The sequence below is a fragment of the Vibrio nomapromontoriensis genome (assembly GCF_050337205.1).
Taxonomy (GTDB): Bacteria; Pseudomonadota; Gammaproteobacteria; order Enterobacterales; family Vibrionaceae; genus Vibrio; species Vibrio nomapromontoriensis.
In genome coordinates, this window is record NZ_JAKJSS010000006.1 from 613,783 (window position 1) to 630,066 (window position 16,284).

13 protein-coding genes are annotated in these 16,284 nt (G+C 44.9%); all 13 read left to right on the forward strand.

The genetic code is table 11. The features are described 5' to 3' along the window. Nucleotides 1-106: 106 nt before the first annotated feature. The 13 genes from flgK to fliE all read left to right on the forward strand — a co-directional run bounded on the left by flgK (nt 107) and on the right by fliE (nt 16,262). The gene (gene flgK / locus L4D05_RS02890) at nt 107-1,987 is read left to right on the forward strand and encodes a flagellar hook-associated protein FlgK (RefSeq protein ID WP_428752390.1); all 1,881 of its coding nucleotides are present in this window, start codon (nt 107-109) and stop codon (nt 1,985-1,987) included. A gap of 12 nt (nt 1,988-1,999) precedes the next feature. Next, entirely contained in the window at nt 2,000-3,193 is a 1,194-nt protein-coding gene (gene flgL, locus L4D05_RS02895) for a flagellar hook-associated protein FlgL (RefSeq protein WP_428792977.1), read from the forward strand. A gap of 460 nt (nt 3,194-3,653) precedes the next feature. Continuing rightward, nucleotides 3,654-4,790, forward strand: a complete 1,137-nt coding sequence (locus L4D05_RS02900) for a flagellin (protein WP_428752388.1) — start codon at nt 3,654-3,656, stop codon at nt 4,788-4,790. A 608-nt stretch (nt 4,791-5,398) separates the two neighbouring features. Beyond that, nucleotides 5,399-6,532, forward strand: coding sequence for a flagellin (locus L4D05_RS02905; protein ID WP_428792978.1), 1,134 nt, complete (start codon nt 5,399-5,401; stop codon nt 6,530-6,532). A 298-nt stretch (nt 6,533-6,830) separates the two neighbouring features. Then, on the forward strand, nt 6,831-7,961 hold the full coding sequence (locus L4D05_RS02910; protein ID WP_428752386.1) for a flagellin: 1,131 nt from the start codon (nt 6,831-6,833) through the stop codon (nt 7,959-7,961). A 134-nt stretch (nt 7,962-8,095) separates the two neighbouring features. Next, nucleotides 8,096-8,557, forward strand: a complete 462-nt coding sequence (locus tag L4D05_RS02915) for a flagellar protein FlaG (RefSeq protein WP_428792979.1) — start codon at nt 8,096-8,098, stop codon at nt 8,555-8,557. 61 nt (nt 8,558-8,618) lie between these two features. Further along, nucleotides 8,619-10,556, forward strand: a complete 1,938-nt coding sequence (gene fliD / locus L4D05_RS02920) for a flagellar filament capping protein FliD (RefSeq protein WP_428792980.1) — start codon at nt 8,619-8,621, stop codon at nt 10,554-10,556. A gap of 112 nt (nt 10,557-10,668) precedes the next feature. Next, the gene (fliT, locus tag L4D05_RS02925) at nt 10,669-10,971 is read left to right on the forward strand and encodes a flagellar protein FliT (protein ID WP_428752384.1); all 303 of its coding nucleotides are present in this window, start codon (nt 10,669-10,671) and stop codon (nt 10,969-10,971) included. Between the two features lie 10 nt (nt 10,972-10,981). Next, the gene (gene fliS / locus L4D05_RS02930) at nt 10,982-11,392 is read left to right on the forward strand and encodes a flagellar export chaperone FliS (RefSeq protein WP_265676185.1); all 411 of its coding nucleotides are present in this window, start codon (nt 10,982-10,984) and stop codon (nt 11,390-11,392) included. Nucleotides 11,393-11,620: 228 nt separating this feature from the next. Next, on the forward strand, nt 11,621-13,081 hold the full coding sequence (locus L4D05_RS02935; RefSeq protein ID WP_428752383.1) for a sigma-54 dependent transcriptional regulator: 1,461 nt from the start codon (nt 11,621-11,623) through the stop codon (nt 13,079-13,081). Nucleotides 13,082-13,260: 179 nt separating this feature from the next. Continuing rightward, a complete protein-coding gene (locus L4D05_RS02940; RefSeq protein ID WP_428752382.1) occupies nt 13,261-14,340 on the forward strand; it encodes a sensor histidine kinase in 1,080 nt (359 codons plus the stop codon). Beyond that, nucleotides 14,340-15,794: a sigma-54-dependent transcriptional regulator gene (locus L4D05_RS02945; RefSeq protein ID WP_428752381.1), complete on the forward strand. Its 1,455-nt coding sequence runs from the start codon at nt 14,340-14,342 to the stop codon at nt 15,792-15,794. The genes L4D05_RS02940 and L4D05_RS02945 overlap by 1 nt, the downstream gene beginning before the upstream one ends. Before the next feature lie 156 nt (nt 15,795-15,950). Continuing rightward, entirely contained in the window at nt 15,951-16,262 is a 312-nt protein-coding gene (gene fliE / locus L4D05_RS02950) for a flagellar hook-basal body complex protein FliE (protein ID WP_265676181.1), read from the forward strand. The last annotated feature ends 22 nt before the right edge of the window (nt 16,263-16,284 follow it).

Below are 16,284 nucleotides of genomic sequence, written 5' to 3' on the forward strand. Positions count from 1 at the left end.
TGGCATATATATTGCAAAGTTGTATGGCGAGCTGGATTCTAGTTCGTTGATTCTTTAAGCGTAATGTGTGATTGAATTGCGCGAATGGTTATTTTTTGGGGGCGATATGGCGTCAGATCTTCTGAACTTAGGTACGCAAAGTGTACTCACGGCTCAGAGACAGTTAAACACCACTGGTCATAACATTTCAAATGCAAATACGGAAGGTTATAGCCGACAGTCTGTAGTTCAAGGCACCAATAGCCCAAGGCAATTTGGCGGTCAGACCTACGGCATGGGTGTGCATGTGGAAAATGTTCGCCGCTCTTGGGATCAGTTTGCCGTTAAAGAGCTTAATGTGGCAACGACACAAGTTAACTATCGTAACGAGAATTTGGCTAACCTTGATCTCATGTCAGGGATGCTATCTTCCGTGGCTTCCAAAAAAATACCTGAAAATTTAAATGATTGGTTCAGCTCTGTAAAAACCCTTGCTGACACACCAAACGATGTTGGTGCGCGTAAAGTGGTATTAGAAAAAGCCAATCAGGTACGTCAAACGTTTAACAATGTGCATGAAACCATTCGCCAGCAGGCTGATACAGCGAATAAAAAGCTAGAAATGGGCGTTGAGCGAGTGAACCAACTCGCGGTGGAGATCCGAGATATTCATCGACTAATGATGAAAACTCCCGGACCTCATAATGACCTGATGGATAAGCATGAAAACTTGGTGAAAGAACTGTCCGAATACACCAAGGTGACCATCACACCGCGTAAAAATGCCGAGGGATTTAATGTCCATATTGGCAGCGGGCATACTTTAGTTTCCGGCACAGAATCTAGTCAGTTGAAGATGATCGACGGTGATCCCGACGTTCACCAACGACGTTTAGCCATGGTAGAAGGTAAAGGCATAAAGGCAATTACTGCGACAGATATTGGCGGTAAATTAGCGGGAATGTTTGAGTTACGTGATAAAGAAATTCCGTACATTATGGATGAACTTGGGCGAGTGGCGACGGCCTTTAGCTTCGAGGTTAATAAGTTACAAAATCAGGGGCTTGATCTGAATGGTCAGGTTGGCGCTGATATTTTTGTTGATACGAATAGTGAAGCCATTGCGAAATCTCGCGTGGTAGCGACGCCGCAGTCGAATGCGGATGTAGCGGTGTACATTGGTGAAACCAGTGCTCTTAAAGGCGGAGAATATGCGCTTAAATATAATGGCACGAATTACACCGTGACGAAGCCCGATGGTGAAACCATCACGGCGGAACTTAATATTGATGGTCGCGCGTTTTACGTTGACGGCATGATCATTGATGTTCGTAACGCGCCAGCGGCGGGTGAAAAACTCTTGATTCGTCCTACTCGAAATGGCGCGGCACAAATTCAAATGGACACTAATGATCCTAAAGCCATTGCTGCACAAAGTTTTGAAGCATCGACGACGTCAGCTCAAGGAACGGCAAAGTTTACTATGCTTGCCGCAGGGCAGCTGCGAGAATTTGAAGTACTGGTTTCCCCGACAGGGAAGGAGTTCGCAGTAACGGACACCAAAGGGAATATATTGTTAGCCCCACAACCTTATCCACCGTCTGGTCCCGTTTCTGTATTAGGTACGGAGTTTCAGTTGACGGCAGGCGCGTTACCGAATGATAAATTTACCGCCAATCTCACTCACTCAGAGGGTGACAACGGTAACTTACGCAAGATGTTTGATATTCAGCGTGACAAAAAAATGAATGGTAATGAATCGACCATTATTGATGTCTACCATAATTTGAATACTGACGTAGGGTTAAAGGCTTCAACCGCGACACGTTTGCAAGAAGTGGCGGAATTAGAGCACCAAGCGGCACAAAGTCGAGTAGCATCCATTTCTGGCGTCAATTTGGATGAAGAGGCGGCAAACATGATGAAGTTTCAGCAAGCTTATATGGCGTCTTCTCGCGTTATGCAAGCCGCCAATGAAACCTTCGATACTATCTTGCAGCTAAGGTAGGAGCGCTAATTTATGATGAACCGAATTTCAAGTTTTCATAGTTATCAGACTGTGCAAAACGACATGCGTAAACAAGAAAATAAAATCCATCATAATCAGGCGCAATTGGCGTCGGGAAAACAGTTGCAAAAGCCAGCTGATGATCCGCTAGCAATACACTACTTACAAAAGGTTGGGCAGCAAACGGAACAGTTAGATCAGTTTACTGATGCGATAGTGTTGTCGCGTAACCGCCTTGAGCACCAAGAAGTGATGCTGCGTGAGACCGAGCAATTTTCTGATAAGGCAAAGCGTCTGACGATGGAGTCGATTAACGGCGCATTGTCACCCCAAGATCGTGAAGCGAAAGCGCGAGAGCTGCAAGAATTAGCAAAGAATTTTCTCGCATTAGCCAATAATCAAGATGAATCCGGCAATTACACATTTGCAGGAACAAAGCCCAAAACGCAGCCATTTTTTGCCGATAACCAAGGGCATATAGCCTATGCCGGGGATGATTATCAGCGAAAAATGCGTATTTCCAACAGCATGGAAATGCCGACCAGTGACCCTGGCAGCAAGTTATTTATGGAAGTGGATAATCCGTTTGGTAGTTACAAGCCAAATTTCCAATTACAAAATGCTTCTGAGTTGTTACTTGATAAAGCGTATAACCAAAACTCGAATGATAACAGTACTTACAAAATCACTTTTGTTGATATGGGACGTGAGCAATTTGGTTATCAATTAGAGCGAAATGGGTCAGTGGTTAAAGCGGGTGATTACGATAATAAAAATGGAATTTCACATGAAGGCTTCAGTCTCCGTGTGAAGGGACAGATTACCGCGGGTGACGCGATTACGCTTAGTCCAAGAGACAGCTTTAGTGTGTTTGATACGTTTAAGGATGCGATTAAGGCCCTAGATTCTGATGCGTCTGATGCCTCCGCGAATGCAGAGCTGCATCGAGTGACCGAAGAGTTTCATACGGCGTTCTTACATCTGACTAAGGCAAGAACCGATGTTGGTGTTCGCCTAAGTACCTTAGATACGCAAGAGCAACAAAACGAAGATTTTAAAATTTCACTGGCCCGCTCAAAAAGTAATTTTGAAGATTTGGATTACTCCAAGGCGGTGATTGAATTTGAAGAAAACTCACGAGCGTTACAAGCTTCACAACTGGCGTTTGGTAAAACCAAAGACTTAACGCTGTTTAATTATTTGTAATAGTTCACTCATTCCAGCTTATTTGCAATGGGCATAACGCTTAAACGCAAAGCTTTTGGAATGTAGAGACAATGGTCACGGCCTCGGTTGCCATATGCGCAATGCCATATGAGCGTAGGTCGATAAAGCGGCAATTATTCCCGCCTTGTCATTGCCTCTGAGAACCTAACGGCAGCGATAGTATTGTTATTAGTAATAACACATGCTGCTAACATACAGATAAATAAAGGTTTTATTAATTGTGCGAGTAATAGCAAATTTTTGGCATAGTACTTGTATATTAACTTTGGAAAGCATCAATAAGACTAACGGAGTTCGTTGGTTTATTTTAATGAATAGATACTCCATCTGATACGGGGTATCAGATGGATGTTGTCGGTCAGTGCATTTCCTTATGAGAGCAATGCTGACCACTTCGCAACCCATCTTGAATGTTTGCGAACTCATTTAGGAGAGCAAAATGGCAGTGACAGTAAGTACTAACGTGTCGGCAATGACCGCGCAACGTTACCTTAATAAAGCTTCTGGGGATTTAAACACCTCAATGGAGCGCCTTTCGTCTGGTCATAAGATCAACAGTGCGAAAGACGATGCAGCGGGTCTGCAAATTTCTAATCGTTTGACCGCACAGTCTCGAGGATTAGATGTAGCAATGCGTAATGCCAATGATGGTATTTCGATTGCGCAAACCGCAGAAGGCGCAATGAATGAGTCAACAAACATCTTGCAAAGAATGCGAGATCTTGCGATTCAATCATCTAACGGCACAAACTCGCCGTCAGAGCGTCAAGCCATCAATGAAGAATCCAACGCGCTTCAAGCTGAACTGAATCGTATTGCTGAAACAACCTCGTTTGGTGGACGCCGTCTACTGAATGGTTCGTTTGGCGACGCTTCTTTCCAAATTGGTGCGAACTCCGGTGAAGCGATGATTATGGGTCTGACAAGCATTCGTGCCGATGACTTCCGTATGGGCGGCTCGACTTTCTTAGCTGAAAACGGCAAAGACAAAGATTGGTCAGTGGCACCTGATGCCAGTGACCTGAAGTTTGAATTTGTCACGAAAAGTGGTGAAGAAGTGTCAATTGATATCATTGCTAAGCAAGGTGATGATATTGAACAGCTTGCTACTTATATCAATGGTCAGTCGGATAAAGTGAATGCGTCTGTTGGTGACAACGGTGAGTTGCAGATTTTCATCGCTGAGCCTGATTTAGAAGGCGATCTTTCCATTTCTGGTGGCTTAGCCTCGGATCTTGGCTTGAGCAATGAAGCGAAGCAAATGACGGTTCAAGATATCGATATGACTACGGTCGCGGGCTCTCAGAATGGTATCTCGATTATCGACTCGGCATTAAAGTATGTGGATTCACAACGTGCTGACTTAGGTGCTAAGCAAAACCGCCTAAGCCACAGTATTAATAACTTAGCCAATGTTCAAGAAAACGTTGATGCGTCAAACAGTCGCATCAAGGATACGGACTTTGCTAAAGAAACAACCGCAATGACTAAGAATCAAATTCTGCAACAAGCAGGCACATCGATTCTTGCTCAAGCGAAACAGTTGCCTAACTCTGCGATGACCTTACTCCAGTAGTAAACAGCGTAGGTTAAGTAAGAGTGATAGCCGCCAGACGTGGCAATCTATCATCACTTACAGGCATGCATATCTTGCGAAGGTGTTGGGGCTCTCTCTCACAACCTGCCCTAATACGGTAACAAGGTATGTTCGGTTTGCCGGTTTGCGTTCATTTCTCTTGATCTCCACGCAGCCTCTGGCGACCACCCAGCCCCAGTTCTCTCAAAGGAAAAGGGGCTTTTTCTTTTTTTAATGCCAACCTTTTACATTAAACCATTTCACAAGCCGCTCTCTGCGCGAATAATTCGTTTTCTTCACTATCTTTTTTCTCACTATCGTTTTGCTATCAAGCTGTTCTGCTAGCGATGAATATCACGTCTTTTCCAGCCCTAATTAAATGGCAAACCAGATGTTGTCGGCCTCGTTTACGTAAACTTTACTCTTTTTCTGCACTTTTTTTTCTGTTTGTCTAAATCCTAATCAAACGGTTATTTTCTTGGTTTTTTTGCACTTTTTTTCTAAAGGTTTTCTTCCCCGCGTCGTTAAAGGATTAACTTTGAGAGAACTACTTGGTTTTCCGAGACGTCGGAAACCGCTACACCGGAAAATCAATTGGAGAAACAACAATGGCAGTGAACGTAAATACCAACGTATCGGCAATGACCGCTCAGCGTTACCTAAACAATGCAAGTCAAGCGCAAGGGACGTCAATGGAGCGTTTGGCTTCTGGTTCTAAAATCAACAGTGCAAAAGACGATGCAGCGGGCCTACAAATTTCTAACCGTTTGAACGTACAAAGCCGTGGTCTTGACGTCGCAGTACGTAACGCAAACGATGGTATCTCGATTGCTCAAACCGCTGAAGGTGCGATGAACGAGACGACAAACATTTTGCAACGTATGCGTGATTTGTCTCTGCAATCTTCAAATGGTTCTAACTCAAAATCTGAGCGTGTCGCGATTCAAGAAGAAGTGACCGCGCTAAATAACGAGCTTAACCGTATTGCGGAAACCACGTCTTTTGGTGGTAACAAGCTACTAAACGGTACTCACGGAACTAAGTCGTTCCAAATCGGTGCCGACAATGGTGAAGCAGTAATGCTTACGCTTAATGACATGCGCTCAGATAACGCAAAAATGGGTGGTACGAGCTACCAAGCTGAAAACGCAAAAGATAAAGACTGGAGCGTAGCAGCAGGTTCTAACGAGCTAAACATCACGCTTACAGATACCTTTGGTACTGAGCAAAACATTGCTATTACAGCGAAAGCGGGCGATGACATTGAACAGCTAGCGACTTACATCAATGGTCAAACAGACCTAGTGAAAGCATCTGTAGACGAAGACGGTAAATTACAGATGTTTGCTGGCACTAACAAGGTTGACGGTGAAGTTTCATTTGGTGGTTCACTAGCGGGTGAGCTAGGTATGCAAGACGGTCAAGCGGTAACCGTGAATACGATTGACGTGACAAGCGTTGGTGGTGCTCAAGAGTCCGTTGCGATTCTTGATTCTGCGCTGAAATACGTTGATAGTCACCGTGCAGAGCTGGGTGCATTCCAAAACCGCTTTGACCACGCTATCAATAACCTTGATAACATTAACGAAAACGTTAATGCATCGAAGAGCCGTATTAAAGATACAGACTTCGCTAAAGAGACAACGGAGATGACGAAGAACCAAATTCTTTCTCAAGCTTCAAGCTCAATTTTGGCGCAAGCAAAACAAGCACCTCAAGCAGCGATGAGCCTACTAGGTTAAGCGCCTGAGTTAACGATACGCTTTACTTCTACTAAGCGTTTAAATATAAAAACCAGAGCCTTGTGCTCTGGTTTTTTGTTTTTATGCAAATAGTCAACGCAATGCCATGCTTGTTTGTATTTCAGATCAGGATCACATTTGCCCAATCAATTGAATTAATTAGTCAAAAATCGTTGTTTTTTGCTAAAGGTTCTAAAACCGTCGCCGTTAAAGGGAATGAGAGAAATGATATAGATGTGCCAACGTGAGGTGAGAGACTCGGCGGCCATCTACCTAAAATGCCTAAGGAGATCTATATATGGCGATTAATGTAAACACTAACGTGTCTGCAATGACTGCTCAGCGCTATCTAAATACCGCTGCAGAGAACACAACTAAGTCAATGGAGCGTCTGTCTTCTGGCTACAAAATCAACAGCGCAAAAGATGACGCTGCGGGTCTACAAATCTCAAACCGTTTGAATGCGCAAAGCCGTGGTTTAGATATGGCAGTGAAAAATGCCAACGACGGTATCTCAATTGCACAAACTGCGGAAGGTGCAATGGATGAATCTACTAACATCCTGCAGCGTATGCGTGACCTTTCCCTACAATCCGCAAATGGTTCGAACTCCAAGTCAGAGCGTGTGGCAATTCAAGAAGAAGTCACGGCGCTAAACGATGAATTAAACCGTATTGCAGAAACCACATCATTTGGTGGTAACCGTCTACTTAACGGCACGTATGGCACTCAATCATTCCAGATCGGTGCAGATTCAGGTGAAGCTGTGATGCTTTCTATGAGTAGCATGCGTTCTGATACTGCAGCGATGGGTGGCAAGAGCTACGCGTCGGAAGAAGGTAAAGATGCAAGCTGGCGCGTAGATGCTGGTGCAGATCTGACAATGAAGTACACCAACAAGCAAGGTGAAGAAGTTGAATTGTCGATCAGCGCTAAGCAAGGCGATGATATCGAACAACTCGCGACGTACATTAACGGTCAGAGCTCTGATGTAAAAGCATCTGTCAGTGAAGATGGCAAAATGCAACTGTTCGCTGCGACTCAAAAAGTAGTGGGCGAGGTTGAATTTGGTGGCAGTCTAGCGTCTGATTTAACGATTGGCGATGCAAAAGACGTGACGGTAAAAGACATTGATGTGACATCTGTTGGCGGCGCTCAAGAAGCGGTAGCGATTATTGATGGCGCACTAAAAAATGTTGACTCAGAGCGTGCTTCTTTAGGTGCTTTCCAAAACCGTTTTGACCATGCGATTAACAACCTCAGCAACATCAATGAGAATGTGAACGCATCAAATAGCCGTATCAAAGACACGGACTACGCGAAAGAAACAACAGCAATGACGAAGAACCAAATCTTGCAACAAGCAAGTACTTCAATCCTTGCACAAGCGAAACAATCGCCTTCAGCTGCATTGAGCTTACTAGGTTAATTCTAGGCAAGACAACCTTAGGCAAATCGTATTAGCGGCTGTCCGTGACAGCCGTTGATTTCCAATGTCATTTTCATTATTCATTTGGATATGAGGTAGCATTGGGCAATTAAGGTTAGAAACGGGAGACTGTTATGGATATTTCATCCTACGCATCGAACATTCAGCCTTTTGCCTCTTCTAGTGGCACAGAAATTGCTTCAAAGAATACAACAAGTGCGTCAACGCAAGGGAAGCCCAATGAGGTATTGGCGAGCAAACTCGCGCCAAGTCAAACGGTCAACCCAAGCAAAAAAGTCGAGAGTGAAGCGTTATCTGCGGATAACACCTCCGAAGTTATTCAGCAGATTGCCAAAGAGCGCCGAGATCTCAACGATGTCGAGCGTGAAAAGATGGTGGAACGTTTGGATGAATTTTTAACCACGTTGAATACGAGTTTATCGATTCGAATGGATGAAGATTCTGGACGTCATATTGTCACTATTATCGCAAACGATACGGGTGAGATTATCCGCCAGGTACCTGATGAAGACTTACTCGTCGTACTCGAACGCCTTGAAAAACACGCCTCTGTCAGTATTGATATGCGAGTTTAATTGAATACGTCACGCGTTAACTTATCGCGTTGCGATCGTGTATTACTTTCGAAGTGGTTTGGTGAATATGGGCCCGATAGGGATGTCTTCTGGCATGGATATCAATTCCATGGTGAGCAAAATAGTCAATGCAGAGCGTGTGCCTAAACAGCAACGTATTGACTATGAACGCACTAAAATTGATTCCAGTATCAGTGCCTATGGGCGGCTCAGAGAGTCACTAGATACGATGAAAAACCTAATGGCAAATTTTCGTCAGGAAAAAGCGTTTGCAGTACGCAGCGTGGATACTTCTGAAGAGAATATTGTCACAGCGACCGCTTCGACCGAAGCGATTGCTGGCAAATATGCAGTCGATGTATTGCAACTTGCCCAGAGCCACAAAGTGGCGTCTGACGTGGTGCCAGAAGATACTCGTTTTGGACCCGGCAAGTTGCAAATTTCCCTTGGCGAAGACAGCTTCGACCTCTCCCTAGGTAAAAATTCCAAACTTGTTGATGTTGTACGAGCGATCAATGGATCTCGGGATAATCCTGGTATTCGTGCTTCTATCATTAAAGATATGAATGGCCCTCGCTTGATTGTGGCCGCTAACCAATCTGGCGCAGATAAAAGTATTCTTATCAATGTTGAGGCTGAGCTCGGCGATGACTTGTATCGTTTTGAATATAAAACGATAGAACAGCGTGTCAAACAACTTGAGAAAGCACAGTCTGAAGCGCTTGCCCTATTAGATTTACCTCCGCAAGATGGCTTGGAACCGGCGCAGAATGTGGCTGATGGTGATGAGTTAACCGCACAAGATACACAAGCCGAAGGGGCGAATGCTGCGCAGACTGAGCAAGAAGAGGGTGCTGCGGATCAAACGGCGAAAGAGGCAAATTCTGGCCGCCCAGAGGATACGATACCGGGCTGGACGGAAACTGCATCAGGCACTCTGATGGATTCCTATCAAGCACCAGAACCTGAGTTGGATGAAAAGGCGTTAGAAAAATCGAAAGAAGTACCTGGCTGGAGTAATACCGCCTCCGGTACATTAACCGATTCCTATGTCACACCAAAAGAAGCACAAGCTAAATTAGAGCAAGAACTTGAAGCTGAAAAAGCGGCAATCGCTAAAGCGGTTGCTGAAGGTGATATGACCGAAGCCGAAGCGAAAAAGATTGAACGAGAAAAGCTTACACCAGAAGAGCGTGAGCGAATCGAGAAAGTGGAGACAGCTCAAGCTGAACTAGCAGAAGCTCAGCGCTCACTGCAAATCTACAAAGGCATGGCAGAGGTCCAAAGCGCGCAAGATTCTATTGTGGTGCTTGACGGTGTCGCTGAGCTTGCAAGCAATAACAACGTCATTGAAGATGCGATTGAAGGTGTTGACCTCACGTTGAAGGGCACAACTCAACCTGGAGAGCGTCCTGCGGAAATTGGTGTTGAATACGACAGACAAAGCGTTCGAGCTGATATCGAGCAGTTTGTTGCCGCCTATAACCAGTTCTATCAAGTATCCGCGGATCTTGCGAAAGTCGACCCAGCAACCGGCCAAGTAGGACCATTGTCTGGTGATAGTGTGGTTCGTAGTGCTGACTCCCGCCTAAAAAGTGTATTTTCAAGTGCGGTTGAAGGGGCGCCTGATGATCTGAAAACCTTGACTGAATTTGGTATTACGACCACGAGGCAGGGTAACCTTGAGATCAACTATCAGATGCTTGATAAGCAGCTTAATAATAATTTTAATAAGCTGGAAGATTTCTTTGGTGGCAATAATGGTTTTGCTAAAAAAGTTGAAGACGCTATCCACAGCATGACGGGCGTTACAGGTTCAATTCGAACACGTGAGAAAAGCCTGACCGAGCGAAACTACAGCCTTAATGATGACCAAGCGACGCTAAATCGACGCATGGAAGGGTTAGAAAAACGCACCCATGATAAATTTGCGGCGATGCAAGATGCGACCGGAAAGATGCAATCGCAGCTTGCGGGTATGATGAACGCGCTGTCTTGAGTTTTGCCGGCTTAGTTACAAAAGATGGTCATAAAGGCAACGGTTAGCGTTAGAAAAATTGAGTGACGTAGTACGTATAACGTACTGTTAATGAAAGAAAAAGGCAGAATGAGTGACGATATTCGATCGACTGCGTGATACAGATCACCAATTACTATCGCATTTAGATAATCTTGAGTTAAATACTGAAGAAATTCATGCTTTGGTCGATATAAGAGAACAAATTATAAAAACGTTGATTGCGGCTTGTGAGCGCAATCCTCGTCTAAAGCAGAGTGAAGAGTGGCGCTTAGCGGTGGAAGAGACACAAAAGGTTACCGCTAAGATGCATTCTAAAACCGAACAATTGGGGCTGTCACTGCGACAATACCGACACGGTAAAAAATCGCTACAGCAGTACCAAAAATTTATTTGAGAGGATAGTGATGCGTGGTTCATTGCAAGCATATAAGAAAGTATCAGTAGACAGCCAATTAAGCGCTGCCTCACCGCACAAAGTTATCCAGATGTTGATGGGTGGTGCTATTGAAAGGCTGATCCAAGCAAAAGCGGCTATGCAGCAAGGCAATATTCCAGTTAAAGGTGAGCGTATTGGTAAAGCTTTGGACATCATCATCGCGCTTCGTAGTTGCTTATCAATGGATGATGGTGGAGATATTGCCAAGAATCTAGATCAATTATATGAGTTCATGATCACACAGATCACAGAAGCAAACCACGAGAATAACCCGCAACCAATCGACGATGTTATCGACATTATCAGGGAAATTAAGTCTGCTTGGGATCAAATCCCTGCAGGTTTCCATAATTTGACCGCGGAAGAAGTTGGGATTTAAGCGGAATTAACCTCTTAATCTCGAAGTGATGAAGTTGCCTTATAAGGTTATTGTCAATAGAATAGACGCCATCCAATGCCAGATGGCGTTTTTTTGTCTCTAATTACTTATTTTATAAAATTAAACTTATAAATGCGGTGTGGAAAATATGTGGCCCTCTAGGCGCAACATGACAGATATTTGACGTTACTTTGGCCGTACTTTCTATCGAGGCATTAATCTCAAAAGATGCATGGCTTAGCTAAACTACTCGTCATCGCTGACGATGAGCAAATTCGTACTAATCTAAATACTATTTTAGAGTTTGTCGGCGAACATTGCGTCACCATACCTTCGAGTGACATACAGCAAGTTGATTGGTCGCAAGCCTGGTCAGGGTGTATTGTAGGGGCATTAGCACACCCTACGTTTTCTGACGCCTTACTTACCCAACTGTCTCGTTCCAACCATATCCCTTTATTGGTCACTAGTGAATTCACTGGCGCTGTGGAACCGCTTACTAATTATGTGGGCGAGCTAGAGCTACCTCTGAATTATCCGCAGCTAAGTGATGCCTTGCGACACTGCCAAGAGTTTCTTGGTCGCAAAGGGGTACAGGTTCCTTCAAACACTCGCAAAAACACATTGTTTAGAAGCCTTGTGGGTCAAAGCAAGGGTATTCAGGATGTTAGACACCTTATAGAACAGGTTGCCGGCTCAGAGGCTAACGTTCTTATTCTAGGCGAATCTGGTACCGGTAAAGAGGTAGTAGCTCGTAATATCCACTATCACTCTAGTCGCCGAGGTGGACCATTTGTGCCGATTAATTGCGGCGCTATTCCTCCCGATCTATTAGAAAGTGAACTGTTTGGTCATGAGAAAGGCGCGTTTACTGGCGCGATTACCTCTCGTAAAGGGCGCTTTGAGTTAGCTGAAGGTGGCACCTTGTTCTTAGACGAAATTGGCGATATGCCGATGTCGATGCAAGTGAAGTTACTGCGCGTGTTACAAGAGCGCGTTTTTGAACGTGTTGGTGGCACAGCTGTGTTAAAAGCCAATGTGCGGATTGTGGCCGCGACTCATCGTAACCTTGAGAGCATGATTCAATGTGGTGACTTCAGAGAAGATCTTTTCTATCGATTGAATGTATTCCCTATTGAAATGCCATCACTAAAAGATCGAAAAGAAGATATTCCGCTATTGCTGCAAGAGCTGCTGACGCGTTTGGAAGCGGAAGGCGGACAACCGATTTGTTTTGCCCCACGTTCTGTTAATTCCTTAATGGAGCATGATTGGCCCGGCAACGTTCGAGAATTAGCGAATTTGGTAGAGCGTATGGTTATTCTCTATCCTAATAGCTTAGTTGACGTAAATCATCTCCCAGTGAAGTATCGTTACAGTGATATCCCTGAGTTCCAACCAGAGATGAATCTTTTTAAATCGGTGGAAGAGCAAGAGCGAGATGCGTTAGATAGTATCTTCGCTGACAACTTTACTCTTGGTGAGCCAGAGATCGATGATTATAACGCGCCGCAAGGGCTGCCTCCGGAAGGTGTTAATCTCAAGGAGATGTTAGCAGAACTTGAGGTGAATATGATCAACCAGGCGTTAGATGCGCAAGATGGTATTGTTGCTCGAGCCGCCGATATGTTGGGAATGAGACGAACCACATTAGTTGAGAAAATGCGAAAATACTGCCTCAATCGATAATGTGATGCCTGTCACGTCAATATGATGGCGACATTAATTTGACGCTATAAAATTGTTTAAAAACAAAAACTTAAGCTTGGTATGCTTTTTGCATTATCAGGCTTAAGTTTTTTATGGGACTGTATATTCTAAGGGCGTTAGCCCTCTGTCGTTGGGATAACAAAAGGAATGCCTCACTCATGAACTCGTCGCCTAGTGACGCCGTAGAGCCGATTACTCCACCGTCCTCCTCGCATTTAGATTCATTAGAGTCTCAGGTGGAACGCTATCAGCAAGTGATAGAGGCGATGCCTGCAGGGGTAATATTGCTCGATACTCAAGGGGTGGTTAGGGAAGCAAACCCAGAGGCACATCGAATTCTAGAACTGCCGCTCGTCGGGCAAAAGTGGTTTCACCTTATTCAGGTTGTGTTTGATCCCAAAGAAGACGACGGTCATGAAGTGTCGCTGCGCAATGGACGCAAGGTTCGTCTGGCTATTTCTGCGTCTTCAACAGGGCAATTAATTTTAATCACGGACCTTACCGAAACGCGCCTGCTGCAATCAAGGGTCAGTGATTTACAACGTTTATCCTCTCTTGGCCGAATGGTCGCATCGTTAGCTCATCAGGTTCGCACACCATTATCTAGCGCCATGCTTTACGCCTCAAATTTGGGGGCACCTAACCTCAATGACGCCACTCGTTCACGTTTTCAGATGAAGTTGGTCGATCGGCTACATGATTTAGAAAAACAGGTTAATGATATGTTGTTGTTCGCCAAAGGCGGTGACAACAAAGTCGTACAACGATTCTCGTTGAAGGACTTGGTGGCGGAATACCAACCCATGGTTGAGACAACACTGAAAAGTAATCATATCGACTACTTTATTGAAGTTGAACATGACGAGGTTGAACTGTTGGGCAACGCTAATGCGATTGCGTCAGCATTAAGTAATTTGGTGTTGAATGCGGTGCAAATTAGCGGCAAAGAATCGCAAGTGGACGTGTTTTTTCGCCCGGTGAATGACGAACTGAAAATTTCGATACAGGACAACGGACCTGGCATCCCTAAAGAACTTCAGCACCGAATAATGGAGCCGTTTTTTACCACACGTTCGCAAGGTACTGGACTAGGTCTTGCCGTGGTACAGATGGTTTGTCGTGCCCATGAAGGCCGACTCGAATTGATATCGGAAGAAGGAGACGGCGCGTGTTTTACCATGTGCTTACCCCTTGCTGGGACATCATCTTCTGACGCAAAAAATGAAGGACAAGAATAATGGCACAAAGCAGAGTATTGATAGTAGAAGACGACGAAGGATTGCGTGAAGCTTTGGTCGATACCTTGGCGCTCGCGGGCTATGAGTGGGTGGAAGCCGATTGTGCTGAAGACGCCTTAGTGAAGCTAAAAAGTCAGCCTGTGGATATTGTCGTATCCGATGTGCAAATGGCCGGAATGGGTGGCTTGGCGTTGCTGCGAAATATTAAGCAGCACTGGCCAAATCTACCTGTCTTGCTGATGACGGCATACGCCAATATTGAAGATGCGGTTGCGGCAATGAAAGAAGGTGCGATTGATTATATGGCGAAGCCGTTTGCGCCAGAAGTACTTCTGAATATGGTCAGCCGTTACGCGCCAGTCAAGTCAGACAGTAATGGCGATGCGATTGTTGCCGATCCAAAAAGCATCCAACTATTAGCTTTGGCCGATAAAGTTGCCAAAACGGATGCCAGTGTCATGGTTTTGGGGCCAAGCGGTTCTGGAAAAGAAGTCATGTCGCGTTATATCCACAATCACTCGCTGCGCTCAGAAGGGCCATTTGTTGCGATTAACTGTGCCGCCATTCCAGACAATATGCTCGAAGCTACGCTGTTTGGTTACGAGAAAGGCGCGTTTACTGGTGCGATTCAAGCGTGCCCAGGGAAATTTGAACAAGCGCAAGGCGGAACCATTTTATTGGATGAAGTCAGCGAAATGGATCTTAACTTACAAGCGAAGCTACTGCGAGTGTTGCAAGAGCGAGAAGTAGAGCGTTTAGGTAGCCGTAAAAGCATCGCATTGGATGTTCGCGTTCTTGCGACGAGTAACCGAGATCTTAAGCAGTATGTTCAAGAGGGCAATTTCCGTGAAGATCTCTATTACCGCTTGAATGTGTTCCCAATTTCATGGCCAGCACTGCGGGAAAGAACGGGTGATATTCCGCCATTAGCGACGCATTTAACAGAAAGGCATTGTAAGAAATTAGGAATGCCTGTCCCTAAATTTAGTGAGATGGCATTGGCAAAGTTGATGCAATACCCATGGCCAGGTAATGTTCGTGAGTTAGACAACGTTGTGCAACGAGCGCTGATTTTATGTGACCAAACTCTGATTGAATCTGAGCACATTTTACTAGAGGGAGTAGACTGGCAAGATGCTGCGGGTCTACAACAAGTTGTTGCAAACCCTATCGCTTATTCCAGCACTGAGTTACCTATTGCCGAACCTACTGTTGCGCCTGTTGCAGACTCTGCTTACTGCGCGGATAGAACGGCGGTATTGGAAAAGCCGATATCTGTTGGTGAAGGACTAGGAGGAGAGCTTAGGGATCAAGAGTTTGCCATTATCCTAGAAACACTAAAAGAGTGTGAAGGACGACGTAAAGAAATGTCAGAAAAATTAGGTATTAGCCCAAGAACCTTGCGTTATAAATTGGCTAAAATGCGTGATGCAGGTATAGAGATTCCCAATTAGTGATCTCACTCCAAATCACCAGTATGACCATATCGAGTTTTCGCGCTATCGACGCTAGTCACGAAGATGCCTTTCATGGCATAATTTTTGCTGATATCTGATTTAGCGCTGACAAATAAAGGACACTGTCAATAAAATGACAGTAAGTGAGAAAGCATGAGAGTTGATGGATTAAATACCGAGATGCAAGCGATGATGCTTGAAGCATCTAGTGCCCGTGCCACACCAACGGCACAGCAAGTGGGTGCTGATTTTGGTGACATGCTTTCACAAGCAGTAAATAACGTGAATGGACTGCAAAAGTCTTCAGGTAATTTACAAATGCGATTTGATCGCGGTGACGCTGATGTATCGCTATCCGATGTGATGATCGCCAGAAACAAATCCAGTGTTGCATTTGAAGCAACCATCCAAGTACGTAATAAGCTTGTTGAGGCCTACAAAGAACTCATGAACATGCCCGTATAGTCTAGGTAGTAGACAGTTATTT